The organism is Acidipropionibacterium timonense, from assembly GCF_900605005.1.
In the GTDB taxonomy this organism is placed as follows: Bacteria; Actinomycetota; Actinomycetes; order Propionibacteriales; family Propionibacteriaceae; genus Cutibacterium; species Cutibacterium timonense.
Genome location: NZ_LR027558.1, coordinates 845,173 through 859,487, shown reverse-complemented (window position 1 = coordinate 859,487; position 14,315 = coordinate 845,173). Strand labels below are relative to the sequence as shown.

The 14,315-nt window shown below is 68.9% G+C and carries 12 protein-coding genes and 2 pseudogenes; 2 read left to right on the top strand and 12 right to left on the bottom strand.

Annotated elements, in window-relative coordinates; all coding sequences use genetic code 11:
* Positions 1–5 precede the first annotated feature (5 nt).
* The 3 genes and pseudogenes from E0E30_RS04110 to dnaG form a co-directional block, all read right to left on the bottom strand.
* Positions 6–821 (bottom strand): sigma-70 family RNA polymerase sigma factor, encoded by an 816-nt coding sequence (locus E0E30_RS04110; protein ID WP_130865207.1) that lies wholly within the window; start codon positions 819–821, stop codon positions 6–8.
* Between the two features lie 110 nt (positions 822–931).
* Positions 932–1,408 (bottom strand): annotated as a pseudogene (locus E0E30_RS13870) (DNA primase); the annotation flags it as partial.
* 74 nt (positions 1,409–1,482) lie between these two features.
* Positions 1,483–2,797: pseudogene (gene dnaG / locus E0E30_RS04105) on the bottom strand (DNA primase); the annotation flags it as partial.
* A gap of 98 nt (positions 2,798–2,895) precedes the next feature.
* On the opposite strand from dnaG, the gene E0E30_RS04100 reads away from it, so the two are divergent.
* Positions 2,896–3,654, top strand: coding sequence for an ABC transporter permease (locus E0E30_RS04100; protein ID WP_130865205.1), 759 nt, complete (start codon positions 2,896–2,898; stop codon positions 3,652–3,654).
* A 7-nt stretch (positions 3,655–3,661) separates the two neighbouring features.
* Here E0E30_RS04100 and E0E30_RS04095 read toward each other — a convergent pair whose 3' ends face one another.
* Positions 3,662–4,780: an HD domain-containing protein gene (locus E0E30_RS04095; protein ID WP_130865204.1), complete on the bottom strand. Its 1,119-nt coding sequence runs from the start codon at positions 4,778–4,780 to the stop codon at positions 3,662–3,664.
* Between the two features lie 51 nt (positions 4,781–4,831).
* On the opposite strand from E0E30_RS04095, the gene E0E30_RS04090 reads away from it, so the two are divergent.
* Positions 4,832–5,302: a hypothetical protein gene (locus tag E0E30_RS04090; protein ID WP_130865203.1), complete on the top strand. Its 471-nt coding sequence runs from the start codon at positions 4,832–4,834 to the stop codon at positions 5,300–5,302.
* Between the two features lie 4 nt (positions 5,303–5,306).
* On the opposite strand, the gene dusB is transcribed toward E0E30_RS04090, so the two are convergent.
* The 8 genes from dusB to E0E30_RS04050 form a co-directional block, all read right to left on the bottom strand.
* Positions 5,307–6,431 (bottom strand): tRNA dihydrouridine synthase DusB, encoded by a 1,125-nt coding sequence (dusB, locus tag E0E30_RS04085; RefSeq protein WP_280953301.1) that lies wholly within the window; start codon positions 6,429–6,431, stop codon positions 5,307–5,309.
* Positions 6,432–6,483: 52 nt separating this feature from the next.
* Complete coding sequence (locus E0E30_RS04080) at positions 6,484–7,383, bottom strand: carbohydrate ABC transporter permease (RefSeq protein ID WP_130865201.1); 900 nt, start codon at positions 7,381–7,383, stop codon at positions 6,484–6,486.
* Positions 7,380–8,291 carry a carbohydrate ABC transporter permease gene (locus tag E0E30_RS04075; protein WP_130865200.1) on the bottom strand — a complete coding sequence of 304 codons (912 nt, stop codon included), beginning with the start codon at positions 8,289–8,291 and terminating at the stop codon, positions 7,380–7,382. The genes E0E30_RS04080 and E0E30_RS04075 overlap by 4 nt, the downstream gene beginning before the upstream one ends.
* Positions 8,288–9,622, bottom strand: a complete 1,335-nt coding sequence (locus tag E0E30_RS04070; RefSeq protein ID WP_130865199.1) for an ABC transporter substrate-binding protein — start codon at positions 9,620–9,622, stop codon at positions 8,288–8,290. Before E0E30_RS04070 ends, E0E30_RS04075 begins: the two co-directional genes overlap by 4 nt.
* Before the next feature lie 118 nt (positions 9,623–9,740).
* Positions 9,741–10,790: a LacI family DNA-binding transcriptional regulator gene (locus tag E0E30_RS04065; RefSeq protein WP_167853878.1), complete on the bottom strand. Its 1,050-nt coding sequence runs from the start codon at positions 10,788–10,790 to the stop codon at positions 9,741–9,743.
* 32 nt (positions 10,791–10,822) lie between these two features.
* Entirely contained in the window at positions 10,823–11,578 is a 756-nt protein-coding gene (locus E0E30_RS04060; protein ID WP_130865197.1) for a succinate dehydrogenase/fumarate reductase iron-sulfur subunit, read from the bottom strand.
* On the bottom strand, positions 11,575–13,569 hold the full coding sequence (locus tag E0E30_RS04055; RefSeq protein WP_130865196.1) for a fumarate reductase/succinate dehydrogenase flavoprotein subunit: 1,995 nt from the start codon (positions 13,567–13,569) through the stop codon (positions 11,575–11,577). Before E0E30_RS04055 ends, E0E30_RS04060 begins: the two co-directional genes overlap by 4 nt.
* Entirely contained in the window at positions 13,566–14,270 is a 705-nt protein-coding gene (locus E0E30_RS04050; RefSeq protein ID WP_411914015.1) for a succinate dehydrogenase cytochrome b subunit, read from the bottom strand. Before E0E30_RS04050 ends, E0E30_RS04055 begins: the two co-directional genes overlap by 4 nt.
* Positions 14,271–14,315: the final 45 nt, after the last annotated feature.

The window sequence follows — 14,315 nt, the reverse complement described above, 5'->3', positions numbered from 1 at the left end:
GCGACTCAGGCGATCTGCTCCCAACGGTGGACCATCGTCCTCATCCTCGCCAGCGCTCGCGCCTCCACCCGTCGCACGGTTTTCTCCGAACATCCCAGCTGTCGTGCGAGGACCGACAGGCTCACCGGCTCCCCGTCGAACCCATGACGGGCACCGATGACCTTGCGCTCCAGCGCCGACAGACCGTCCAGCAGGTCGACGACCCAGCCCAGGTCGGGGTCCGACCTTTCGCGGGCGACGGCGTCGACGACCAGGGCGAGATGGTCCGACCCGATGTCGGACCCGGCGACCATCCGCTCGGTGACCCACTTGAGGCTGCGGCCCATCGCCGTGGCCACCTCGTCGACGCTGGCCTCCCGCCCGTGGCGTACGGACAGGTCGTCGGCGACCCGCGACACGGCCAACTCGGTGCGACGGCGCCACACCGGCCGGCTCGTCGCCCCGATGACCGACTCCTCGTGCACCCGACGATGGATCCACTCCCAGGCCAGGGTCGCGAACCTCGCCCCACGACGGTGGTCGAAGCGCCAGATCGCCTCGGCCAACCCCAGGCATCCGGCCCCGACGAGGTCATCGACCCGACCCGGATCGAAGGCGCGGTCCGAGGCGGCCGCCATGACCATGGGCAGCGACCGGCGCCACACCTCCTCGACGGCGTCACGCCCCTCGGTGACGAGGAGCTCCAACTCCCGGCAACTCGCGTCGACGTGCAGCACCCCGTCCAGGGCGGCCTTCGCGGCGACCCCGGCCTCGATACGACGGAACAGCGTGGTCTCGTCGACGGCGTCGTCGGCGCTGTCGATGTACTCGGTGAAGTTCATGGCACCCAGACTCGACGCCGAAAGGGTCGAATCCGGCGGCGGTCGGCGAATCTGTGGACAACGACGCCCTTGTCCACAGATCAGAGCTCAGGACGACCTCTTCCCCAACCTCAGGGCTCGACGTCGGCCCCCGCGGCCATGAGCTCCTTGCGCAGCGACTCGAGGGTGACGAGGTCGGCGAACATGGCGTCGTACCCCGCCCGGTCGGCGACCGGGTTGGTGCGTTGCAGCCGCGACTTGAGGTCGGCGATGTCGTCGCTCACCGCGAGCAACCGCACCCGCGCCGCATAGGCCGCGGCGTAGCCGGCGTCGGGTTCGTCCCGCAGGACCGGCTCGACGAGCAGGGCCACCTCGAGCTGTCTGGCCGTCGGGTCGACGGTCGCGTCCTGGACGCCCTGCTGCCACCCCTCCCCGCGCGGCACGGCCAGCATCGCCTCGAGGACCGCCCGGTACGCCGGGTGACGAAGGTCCTCCACCACGACCAGCCCCCAGTCGTCCCCGAAGAGTTCCGGGTGCTGCAGGGCGAGCTTGAGGAACCCTCGCTCGGCGGACAGGCGTACGTCAGTGGGGTCGGGCCAGGGCAGACCGGTCTGCTCGACGGCCGGCCCCGGGGCCGGCAGGGGCGCGGGTTGCGTGACGACCTCGACCCGCTCGGGCCCACGACGACGCACCCGCCCGACCTCGCGGCGGACGTCGTCGACATCCATCCCCACCACGCGCGACAACTCGCGCAGGTACTCGTCGACCAGGGAGTTGTCGCGGATGCTCGTCACCAGGGGCGCTGCGGCGCGGACCGCCGCCAGCCGGCCATCGGCGCGGTCGAGGTCGAACTGACCGACGGTGTTCTCCATGACGAAGCGGTACAGGGGCACCCGACGCCCGACGAGCTCACGCACCGCCTCGGGCCCCTGCGCCATCCGCAGGTCGCACGGGTCCAGACCCGAGGGTTCCACGGCGACATAGGTCTGCGCGGAGAACTCCGAGTCGCCGCTGAACGCCTTGAGCGCGGCCTTGCGACCGGCGGCGTCGCCGTCGAAGGTGAAGATGACCTCGCCGTTGAGCTGGCCACGATTGCCCATGAGGCGTTGGACCAGACGCGCGTGCTCCGGCCCGAACGCCGTCCCGCAGGCGGCGACGGCCGTGTCGATGCCCGACAGGTGCATGGCCATGACGTCGGTGTAGCCCTCGACGACGACGACCTGGTTCTTGCGCCCGATGTTCTGCCGCGCCAGGTCGAGCCCGTACAGCACGTGGGACTTCTTGTACACCGGCGTCTCGGGAGTGTTGACGTACTTGGCCGGCAGCCGGTCGTCGTCGTGCACCCGCCGCGCCCCGAACCCCAGGACTGAGGCCGCGGAGTCCTTGATGGGCCACAGGACGCGCCCCTGGAAGAAGTCCCACCCCTTGTCGCGGACCAGCCCGGCAGTGATGAGCGTGCGAGGCGAGAACCCCTTGGCCAGCAGGTGATCGCGCAGCGCGTGCCCTTCTCTGGGGGCATAGCCCATGCCGAAGTGCTCGGCCGCCTCCCGGCTGAATCCCCGCCCGTCGACGAACTGGCGGGCGATGATGCCCTCCCGCGAGGTCATCTGCTCGCGGTAGTACGCGGCAGCGGCGTCATTGGCCTCGAGGATCTGCAACCTCATCCCCGGTTCCAGACCGGGCGTCCCGTCGTCGACGATCCGTAGCTGCACGCCGGTCCTGTCGGCCAGACGCTGGACGGCCTCGACGAAGGACAGATTCTCGATCTTCTGGACGAAGGAGATGGTGTCGCCGCCCTCGCCACAGCCGAAGCAGTAGAAGAGGCCACGGGCCGGCGTCACCTGGAAGCTCGGCGTCTTCTCGTCGTGGAAGGGGCACAGCCCCTTGAGCGACCCTCCCCCGGCGTTGCGCAGCTGGACGTACTCCCCGACGACGTCGTCGATCCGGGCCCTCTCACGGACCAGGGCGATGTCCTCGTCATTGATCCGGCCAGCCATGGGCCCGATCCTACGACCTCACCCGGTCCTCGTCGTGCCCGCCTGCCGGTGAGACCCAGCCGACGGTGAGACCCGGCTGTCGGTGAGAAACTGGGGCCGTGTCCATCGATCCCACGTGGCAACTCGCCCTCGCCCTCGTCCTGCTCGTCGGGCTCACCGCCCTCGTCTCGCGATGGGGGCACCTGGGCATCGGCAAGGACTCCGCCTGGGCGGCCGTGCGGGCGATCATCCAGCTCGGCGTCGTGTCGGTGGTCCTCGTCTACGCACTGCGTCACCTGTGGGCGGCAGCCCTGTTCACCCTGCTCATGTTCGTCGTCGCCGTGCGCACGACCGCCAAACGCACCGGGGTGCAGAAGGCCTGGCCGTGGACCGCCGCAGCCATGGCCTGCGGCATCCTGCCGGTCCTCCTCATCGTCTTCGGCACCGGAACCGCACCGTTCACCGCGGCCTCCCTCATTCCGCTGGCCGGCATCATCATCGGCAACATGATGAACGGTCACACCTTGGCCGGACGCCGGCTCTTCCCCGAACTGAGGGCCAACATCGGCACCTACGAGGCCGCCCTCTCGCTGGGTCTCATGAGACCCGACGCCATCTCGATGGTCACCGAGGCGAGCGTCGCCGAAGCCATCGTTCCCACCGTCGACAACACCCGCACCGTGGGCCTGGTGACCCTCCCGGGGGCCTTCGTCGGCGTCCTGCTCGGCGGCGGATCGGCCCTCCAGGCCGGCGCCTCCCAGGTCCTCGTCCTCCTGGGAATCCTCGCCGGACAAGCGGTGACGATCGTCGTGGCACACCACTTCGTCAAGCAGGGTCTGCTGCTGCCGCCCGACCTCAAGGAGAAGCTACACCCCTGAGGTGCCCTCAGAACCCGCGTCCCATGCCCCGTGGCAGCCGGGCAGGATCCCAGCCGAGCAGCTCGGTGGCCCGGGAGAAGGCGAACTGGTCGGTCATGCCGGCGACGTAGGCGACGACCTGGTGGACCCGGTCCTCGTCCCCCTCGACGAACTCGGCGGGCACCTCGTCGAGGTGGCGCAGGTAGTGGGCGACAAGGCCGTGGAGCACCTCGACGACGGCCTCGGACTGCCCCAAGGACTCGGGACGGGTGTAGATGCGCTCGTAGTTGAACGACCTCAGCGCCGCGAGGGCCTCGCCGGTCCGTGCATCTATGCCGACGCGCCCGGTGCGGCTCGTCGTCTCGATGACCGAACGGATGAAGGTCGCCAGCTGGGTGCGTCGGTCGGGACCGGCGACCTCGCGGACGACGTCAGGGACGTCGCAGACCTCGACGATGCCCGCCTTGACGGCGTCCTCGAGGTCATGGGCGCAGTAGGCGATCCGGTCGGCGAAGGACACGACCTCGCCCTCGATGGTCGAGGGAGCAGGGCGCGACCACGAGTGGTTGCGGATGCCGTCGAGGGTCTCGGCGCACAGATTGAGCCGTGCCAGACTGACGTCGGCGCCCCACGGACCGTGGTCGAAGCCCTCGGGGATGAACGCGTCGAAGGCCTGCTCGGAGGCGTGCCCCCCGGGTCCGTGACCACAGTCATGGCCCAGCGCCATGGCGTCGGCCAGGGTGACGTTGGCACCGATCCCGGCGGCGATCGACCGGGCCACCTGGGCCACCTCGAGGGCGTGGGTGAGGCGGGTGCGCTGGTGATCGGTCGGATGGACGACGACCTGCGTCTTGCCCGCCAACCTCCGGAACGCCGTCGAGTGGACGATGCGGTCACGGTCCCGCTCGAAGCAGGTGCGCTCGGGGTCGGGTTCCTCCTCGACGGACCGGCGGCCGGCGCCATGGGCCAGGGTCGCGCCGGGACGCAGGGTCGCCTGTTCCCGCTCCTCCCGTTCGACCCGGCCGACGACTCGCCCCGGCCCCAGCCGCGCCGTGCCACCAGCATGGGCGTGGACGACGTCGTCGACGCCACTGTGACCGCTCATCGTCTGGGCCCACTGTCGGGCGCGTCGGGAGACCTCCGCCATGGCCCCATCCTGACACCTGTACCCGATAGCGTGAAGCCCAGGAGGTGTTCGATGAGCCAGTACCAGCAGCCCTACCGCCCCGGACCCCAGCCGTGGCCGTCGCAGCCGTGGCCGCCGCAGCCCCAGCGTCCACCCAAGGACCACGGGCGGCTGTCGTGCTACCTGGCCATCGCGGCGCTCGTCCTGTCGGTCGTCCTCGACATCGTCGCAGTCCTGGCCGTCCAGGCCATCGCCCGGATCCTCCCGGCTGCCCACGGGACGACGGCCCCACGCTTCCCGGCGTCGACGACGGGCCTGCCGCCGGAGTACCGCGGCAAGGTCTATACCTTCATCGCGGCCATCGCCGGCCAGCTCGTGCCCACCGGCCTGGGCATCACCGCACTCGTGCTGGCCGCGGTGACGCTGAGCCGGCCCGTGCCGTCGAAGAACTGGGCCATCGCCGGGCTCGTGGTCTCACTGTGCGCGCCGATCCTCTCCTACCTCGTCTTCGCCGTCCTCATGTCGACGGCTATCCCGGCCTGATCCCTCACCCGCCCGAGGCGTCGAGCTCGGCATCGGCCAGGTCGACGCCGTCGAGGCTGCGTGAATCGAGCCACCCGACCGGCACGACGACCTTGCGTCTCGGGGTGCCCTGGCGGCCCCTGGCGCGCCCCAGCTCCTTGACCGGGAAGGGAGCGTCCTGGTCGAGCGTGGCCAGCAGCCCGTCGAGGTCCTCGAAGGTCGAGATCTGGCCGAGGGCATGCCTCGTCTCCCCTCCCACCGGAAACCCCTTGAAGTACCAGGCCATGTGCTTGCGCATGTCGACCAGGCCGTGCGGGCCCTGGTACTGCACGAGCAGTTCGGCGTGACGACGCACCATCCGACACACCTGGCCCAGGGTGGGCAGGGTCTGGGAGGGTCGTCCGGCGAAGGCGTCCGCCAGATCGCGGAAGAGCCAGGGTCGCCCCAAACAGCCACGTCCCACCTCGACCCCGGCGCACCCGGTCTCGGCGACCATGCGCAGGGCGTCGGTGGCCTCCCAGATGTCGCCGTTGCCGAGGACGGGCACGTCGACGGCCTCGACGAGCCGGGCGATGGCCTCCCAGTGGGAATGTCCGGCATAGGCCTCGGCGACGGTGCGGGCGTGCAGGCAGATCCCGGCGGCACCGGCGTCGACGCTCGCGCGGGCGGCGTCGAGGAAGGTCGTGTGGTCGTCGTCGATGCCGATGCGCGTCTTGACGGTGACCGGGACCCCGTGCTCGTCGCCGGCACGCACGGTGGCCTCGACCACCGCCGAGAACCGGTCGTGTTTCCAGGGCAGCACTCCCCCACCGCCCTTGCGCGTCACCTTGGGCACCGGGCAGCCGAAGTTGAGGTCGATGTGGTGGACGCCGTACCGCTCGCACAGGATGTGCGCGGCCTCGGCCATCATGACCGGGTCGACGCCGTAGAGCTGCACCGACCGCGTCGACTCGACCTCGGCGAAGGCAAGCATGTCATGGGTCCTGTGGTCGCCGTACACGAGGCCGCGCGAGGTGATCATCTCGCACACGTACAGGCCGGCCCCCTGCTCGGCGCACAGCTGTCGGAAGGCGGCGTTCGTCACCCCGGCCATGGGGGCCAGGACGACGGGCGTCGCCGCGACGACCGAGCCGCCGGAGGGGGCCCGCAGGACGAGTGGTGGGATCACAGGCACCCGCCCACGGTACCTGCTACCTCGTCGATCACCCCTTCGTCGCACCCATCGTCAGACCGGCGACGAAGTGCTTCTGGAGGGCGAAGTAGATGACCAGGGTGGGCAGTGCGATGATGACCGAACCGGCCGAGACGAGGTTGTTGTCGGTGAAGAAGGTGCCGGCGAGGTTCGTCAACGAGCTCGTGATGGGGAACTTGTCGCCGCTCTGCAGCAGCACGGTGGCCCAGAAGAACTCGTTGTAGATCCACGTCGTCTCGAGGGTCGCCAGGGCGGCCAGGGAGGGACGACACAGCGGCAGGGTGAGGGTCCAGAACTGACGCCACAGGCTCGTCCCGTCGACCATCGCCGACTCGTAGATCTCCTTGGGCAGGGCCTTCATGAAGTTGCTGAGGACGAAGGTGCAGAACCCCACCTGGAAGGCGACGTTGACGAGGATGACGCCGAGATGCGTGTTGAGCAGTGTGCCGGAGTCGGAGACCCAGAACGGCACCTCCATCTTCTGGAACATCTTGAACACCGGGATGAGCAGCGCCTGCGGAGGAAGCAGGTTCCCCGCCAGGAACAGGGCGAGCATGATCTGGTTGAACCGGGTGTTGAACCGGGCGATGACGAAGGCCACCATCGACGCCAGCAGGAGAGTGAGGATGACCGCCGGAATGGTGATGATCGCCGAGTTGACGAACTTCGGGCCGAAGTCGCCGATCCGCCAGGCATTGACGTAGTTCGAGAAGGTGAACCCGCCGAAGCTCAGGTATCCGTGCTGTGCCGTGTACTGGTAGCTGCGCAGGGAGGCCAGCACCGCGTAGAGCAGCGGGAAGAGCCACAGCACCGCCATGACCGCCAGGAAGACGTGGGTGGCGATGCGCCCCTTCGTCCACGGACGATGATGGTCGGCCTCGGGCAGCACGTCGGGAGAGGGCTGGCTCATCGGTCCTCCTTCAGGACGATCCTCAGGTAGATGACGATGAACACGCTCGAGATGACGAGCATGATCGTCGCCAGGGCCGAGCCGAAGCCGATGCGCTGGGCCTCACCGACGATGTTGCGCGTCACCTCGGTGGCCAACAGCTCCAGGCCGTTGACACCGCGGTTGATGACCCAGACGAGGTCGAAGGCGCGCAAGGAGTCGATGAAGGTGACGACGAGCACGACGACGTTGATGGGGAACATCACCGGGAAGATGACGTGGAAGAAGGTCTTGACCTCGGAGGCGCCATCGATGGCGGCGGCCTCCTTGAGGGAGGGATCGACCCCCTTGAGGCCGGCGAGGTAGAGCAGCATGACGTACCCCACCTGACGCCAGCTCGTCGCGATGAGCGCCGCCCAGAGGTTGTACCTCGAGTTGCCGTACCAGTCGATCGTCGTGCCGAGGAAGGCGTTGATGAAGCCTTGGTCGCGGCTGAACATGAGCTGCCAGACGAAGCCGATGAGGGCCATCGACAACATGACCGGGAGGTACAACGCCGTCTGGTAGAACTTCGTGTGTCTCGCCTCGCGGTCGATGAGCACCGCGCAGAAGATGCCCAGCGGGGTGGCGACGACGAACATGACGACGAGCCAGATGAGGTTGTGATGGATCGCCGGCCAGAAGGCCGGGTAGATCGTCACGGCCTCCTTGTACCAGCGGGCCCCCACCGGCTTGGCCTCGGCCAGCGGCTCGAATCCGTCCCAGTCGAAGAACGACAGGACGACCGAGGCGATGGCCGGGAGCCACACCAGCGCCGCCGCCACGAGGGTCGGGATGAGCATCATGAGCACGAGCGTGAGACGATCACGCCCGGACAGCTTCAACCCACCGCCGTGACGGCGGCGTCGAGTCGTGGAGACCTTGCTCATGAGGCGAAGATCGACTTCTTCTGCTCCTCGATCTTCTTGAGGATCGAGGAGATGTCGGACGGGTTCTTGAGGAATCCCTGGATCGACGGGCCCATGACGGTCGACGCGAAGTCGGGTCGGGAGTCGCGATCCATGAACAGGGCGACGTGCTTGGCGGTCTTGAGGATCTCCACGGACTGCTTCTGCAGGCTCGTGTACTTGCTCTGGTCGGCCTTCTCGCTCACGGCGATGACGGAGGGGTCGGCCTGGACGAGGATGTCCTGGGCCGGGCCGCTGCCGAGGTAGCTCAACCACTTCTTGGCGCCGGCCTCGTTCTTCGGGCGCTTGCACATCATGAAGCCGTCGGTCGGGGCCTCGATGGCGTCCGCGCCGATGTTCGAGTCGATCTCCGGGAAGGCGAAGAAGCCCAGGTCGTCCTGCTCGGAGCCCTTGGCGAACTGCTGGGCGGCGAAGGTGCCCAGGTAGTACATGCCGGCGGTGCCCTTCTGGAGGGCCTGCGCCGCTTCCTGCCAGGACCGACCCAGGGCGTCCGGCTGCTGGTAGTCGAGCAGGCCCTTCCACGTGTCGAAGACCTTGACGACCTTGTCGCCGGTCCAGTCCTCCTTACCGGCCATGAGCGACTTGTGGTAATCGTACCCGTTGATGCGCAGGTTGAGGATGTCGAACATGCCCATCGCCTCCCAGCCGTCCTTGTCGGACATGGCGAAGGGGATGAGGCCGTCCTTCTTCATCGTCGTGGCGAGTTGCTTGAGTTCGTCGAGGGTCTTCGGGACGGTGTAGCCGTGCTTGGTGAAGACGCTCTTGCGGTACAGCACCACCCAGGGGTAGTAGGTCGTCGGGATGACGATCTGCTTGCCGTCGTCGGTGGAGCAGGAGGCCTTCATGCCCTCGGGCATGCCCTGAAGCCCGCTGTAGACGTCGGAGATGTCACCGACGAGACCCTTGCTGGCGAAGAACCTCGCGCGGTAGCCGGAGAACCACCCGAAGACGTCGTCGGGGGATCCCTGGAGATAGTTGTTGATGTTGTCCTGGAAGGTCGTGTGGGCGACCGTGTTGAACTTGACCGTCAGACCGCTGTTGGCCTTCTCGAAAGCGGCGGCGACGGCCTCTATGGCCTTCTTCGGCACCTCATCGGCCTGGTTGTTCCCGAAGGTGACGGTCCCGCTGGCGGCGCTGCCGGAGCCGGAGCCCGACCCGCTGGAGCCACAGCCGGCAAGGCCCAGGGCGGTCAGCGCGAGCCCTCCGGCGAGAACGCTCCGGCGGGAGAAGCCGCTCACCGGAGCGACAGGCAGGGATGCAAGGTATTCAACCTCATTGGTGGGGCGGGCCATGACAACCTACTTCCTTCGTTGGACGTGGTATCCGTTCCGGACTGTTACCGGTAACGAGCGACAGCGTAGGGCACGCGGGCCAAGGGCACAAGGACCCCGGGCACGCGTGCACGAACGGTCAGGACGTCCTGCTGCGCACGAGCCCATGACCAGGTGCCGCCGAACTCGAGCGAGCCACGAGGCGCACCTCGAAGGGGTAGTCCTCGAGCCGTGGACGGGCGCGCAGGCGTCGCCCCTCCAGCAGGGTGCGCACCGCACGCTCCCCCATGCTCTCGAACTCGACCTCGATCGTCGTCAGGGCCGGGTAGTAGTAGGTGGCGTCGGGCAGCCCGTCCAGGCCGGTGATGCTCACGTCGCCCGGCACCGAGTACCCGTGCTCGTGCAGCCAGGACATCGCTCCCAGGGCGATCTGGTCGCTGGCTGCCACCAACGCCGTCGGGCGCTCCCGCCAGGGGTACTGTTCCATCGCCGCGAAGCCGTTGGCCGAGCCCCAGGCGCCGCTGGTGGCCCCGCAGTCCTGCAGGCCCAGGCGACGCACCATCTCGTGGAAGACGACGTGCCGACCGCGTCCGGACGGCCACTCCATCGGCCCTCCGAGATGGAAGAACCGCTCGTGTCCCAACTCGGCCAGGTGACGCACCGTCAGGCCGATGGGGTGCTCCTCGATGACCGGGGAGTCGACCGGGATCGCCGGCTCGGCCTCGATGAGCCAGGGCACCCGCAGCCGACGCAGGTCGAGCTTGTCGACGACGAAGTCCGGCGGCGCCAGGACGACGACCCCACCGAGCGAGGATCCGTTCATGATGCGCACCGCCTGGCTGAGGGTGGCCTCCTCGTCAGGATCGACCCGGATGGACTCCAGCAGATAGCCGGCGTCGTGGGCGGCGCGGGAGGCACCGACGAGGACCCGCTGGGGGGCCCAGTCGTCGACGTCGAAGACGAGGGCACCGAGTCGGCTCGGCTTGCGGGTCGCCAGATCCCGAGCGGTCTCATTGAGCCGGTAGTCGAGGCTGGCCAGCGCCTGCTCGACCCTGGCCTGGTTGGCCGGCCGCAGCCGTTCCCCCCGCAGATAGCGGGCCACCGTCTGGTGGCTCACCTGGGCACGCTCGGCGACGGTGTAGATGGTTGCCCTCTCACCGGGCTCATCGGTGTGTCGGGCGGACGTCATGGTGATGACTGTAGCCCTGACCGCGCCACGGGTCAGTCGTCCTTCGTCCTGCCGCGGAACCCGGCACGCAGGCGTTCCCGATTGACGGTGGCGATCGCCGTGAGCGGGATGTCGGCCGGGCATGCCTGGACGCACTCGCCGTAGAGGGAGCACGGACCGAACCAGGTGTCGAGGGCCTCCACCATCCGTCGGGCGCGACGGCTGCGCTCGTGCCGGCCCTGGGGCATGGCCGACAGGTGCGCGAGCTTGGCCCCGGCGAAGAGCATCGCCGAGCCGTTCGGGCAGGCCGCCACGCACGCCCCGCAGCCGATGCAGGAGGCGAAGTCGAGAGCCTGCTCGGCGCGGTTCTTGGGCTGGGGGACGTCGTCGGCGTCGGGGGCGGTGCCCGTCATGACGCCCACCGTCCCTCCGGCACGGATGAGCTCGTCGAGCGGACCGCGGTCGACGGTGAGGTCGCGGATGACCCGGAAGGCGGTCGACCGCCACGGTTCGAGCCGGAAGTGGGTGACGCCGGGGAAGGCGCGCAGGTGCTGTCGACAGGCGGGTGTGTTGTCGAGCGGCCCGTGCGGGACGCCGTTGACCATGAACCCGCAGGCCCCGCACACTCCCTCGCGGCAGTCGGACTCGAAGACGACGGGGTCCCCGCCGGCCTCGATGATCTGGTCGTTGAGCCGGTCGAGCAGTTCGAGCAGGCTCCACTCGGGCTCGGCGTCGTCGACGTCGTACCGCTCGAAGCGTCCGGGAGCCGTCGGCCCGTCCTGACGCCAGATCTCCAGAGTCACTCTCATCGGTAGTCCCTCACCTGCATGTCGATCAGCGAGAACTCGAGCGGTTCGCTGTGGCGCACGTGGACGCCGTCCGGCCGGGTCTGCCAGGCCGAGACGCTGGCCCAGGTGGCGTCGTCCCGCCTGGCCTCTCCCTCGGGTGTGGTGTACTCGGTGCGGAAGTGGGCGCCGGCGGACTCACGGCGATCGAGGGCGTCGAGGACCATGATCTCGGCCAGCTCGATGAAGTCGGCCACCCGTCCGGCCTTCTCAAGTTCCTGGTTGAGCCGGTCCGGGCCGCCGACGACCAGGACGTCGCGCCAGAACTCGTCACGCAGTGCTCGCACCTGCGCGAGCGCCTCGGTGAGTCCGGCCTCGTCCCGGCTCACCCCACAGCCGGCGTAGAGGATGTCACCGAGCCGGCGGTGGAACCACTCGGGCCGGTGGGTTCCGCGCACGGCCAGGAGGGCGTCGACCCTCTCGCGCACCCGGTTGACGGCGTCGAGCACCTCGGGGGCGTCGGCGGGCAGGACCTCCTTGCCAATGAGCCCGGCCAGGTAGTTCGGCACCGACAATGGCAGGGTGAACCAGCCGTCGACCGAGGCCGACAACAACGAATTGGCGCCCAGCCGGTTGGCCCCGTGGTAGTTGTTCGACGCCTCTCCCCCGACGAAGAGCCCGGGGATGGTGCTCATCTGGTCGTAGTCGACCCACAGTCCGCCCATGGTGAAGTGGGCGCCCGGGGCGATGCGCATCGGCACCTCGTAGGGGTCCTCCCCGGTGGCGTCGAGGTACATGTCGAAGAGGTTGCCGTAGCGCTCGGCGATGGTCGCGCGGCCCAGCCGGGCGATGGCGTCGCGGAAGTCGAGGTAGACCGAGTTGTGCAGGGGCCCGACGCCATGGCCGGAGTCGATCTGGGAGCGGGCGTTGCGGGAGGCGACGTCGCGCGGGGTGAGGTTGCCGAAGGCCGGGTACTTGCGTTCGAGGTAGTAGTCGCGCTCCTCCTCGGGGATGTCGTTGGCCGGACGCGGGTCGCCCGGTTGCCTGGGCACCCAGATGCGGCCGTCGTTGCGCAGGGACTCACTCATGAGGGTGGTCTTCGACTGCCAGTGCGAACTCACCGGCAGGGCGGTCGGGTGGAACTGGACGAAGCTCGGGCTGGCGAAGTACGCGCCCTGCCGGTGAGCCCGCCAGGTCGCGGTCGCATTGGAGCCCTTGGCCAGGGTCGACCAGTGGTAGACCGAGCCGTACCCACCGGTGCACAGGATGACGACGTGCGCCGTCCATGCGCGGATCTCACCGGACAGCAGGTCGCGGGTGACGATGCCCTGGGCCCGTCCATCGGCGACGATGAGGTCGAGCATCTCGGTGCGGGTGTGGAGGGTGACGGTGCCAGCGTCGACCTGCTCCTGGAGCGCCTGGGAACAGGCGATCTCGAGTTGTTGACCGGTCTCGCCGCGGGTGTAGTAGGTGCGCGAGACCTGGACGCCGCCGAAGGACCTGGTGGCGAGTTGACCGCCGTACTCGCGCGCGAAGGGCGCCCCGATGGCGTACAGGTGGTCGATGACGCGCACCGACTCGGTGCCCAGCCGGACGACGTCGGCCTCCCGCCCGCGATAGTCGCCACCCTTGACGGTGTCCTTGACGAAGCGCACGAGGCTGTCGCCGTCGACCTTGCGGGCGCGGGCGGCGTTGATCCCGCCCTGGGCCGCCACCGAGTGGGCGCGACGTGGGGAGTCGTGGAAGACGAAGCAGTCCACCTGGTAGCCGAGCTGGCCCAGGGTCGCGGCGGCCCCCGAGCCGGCCAGCCCCGCCCCGACGACGATGACGTGCATCCTGCGACGGTTGGCCGGGTTGACGAGCTTGTACTGGCTGCGGCGCCGATCCCAGGCGGTGAGCGGGTCGCCCGTCGGTACGCCGGCGTCGAGGTCGTCACCGACACGGTAGCCGGCGGCCTGCTGGGCCGGTCCGAGGATGTCACGGGACGGGCGGGTGGACCTGTGCAGGAGGTTCATGCGATCACCCCGGCGAGAACGAGCATGGGCAGGGCTCCGTTGCCGACGGCGATGGCCAGGGCAGCCAGTAGTCCGATGACCTTCCACACCGCACGCAGCCGCGGGCCGGTTCCGCCGAGGTCGTTGACGACGTTCCACAGGCCCTGGAGCAGATGCAGGCAGATGACGAGCATGACGAGGCTGTAGAACACGGCCATGCCGGGCCGCGAGAGGCTGGCGACGAGGTTCTCGTAGGCGCTCATCCGCACCTGCGGCCCGGGGTCCTGCGGGCCTCGGAAGGACCCGGACGCCACCGCGACCCCGAGGGTGAGGTCCATGAGATGGACGATGATGAAGGCCAGGACGACCAGCCCCGACAGCACCATGGTGCGGGCCCCGAAGGTGAGTCCCCGCAAGTGGGTGCGCCGGTGGCGACCCCGGGCGCGCCGTCCCCTCGCCCACAGGGTCAGCCCGGCCCACAGATGCAGCAGCAGGGCGATCGACAGGACGACACGGATGATCCACAGCGCACCCTCGTAGGGCAGCAGGGGGTACAGGAGGGTGCGCAGGAGGTGGGCGTAGGCGTTGTAGTCCTCCGGGCCCGCGAAGGCCTTGAGGTTGCCGATCATGTGGACGAGGACGAAGAGCGCGAGGATCGTGCCGGTCACGGCCATGATGGCCTTGAGCGTGACGTGGGACGGCCTCGCGGCCGCCCTCGTCATCGTCGGCAGTCGGTCCCCGTGCTCCTGCGTCCGTGTGACGACACT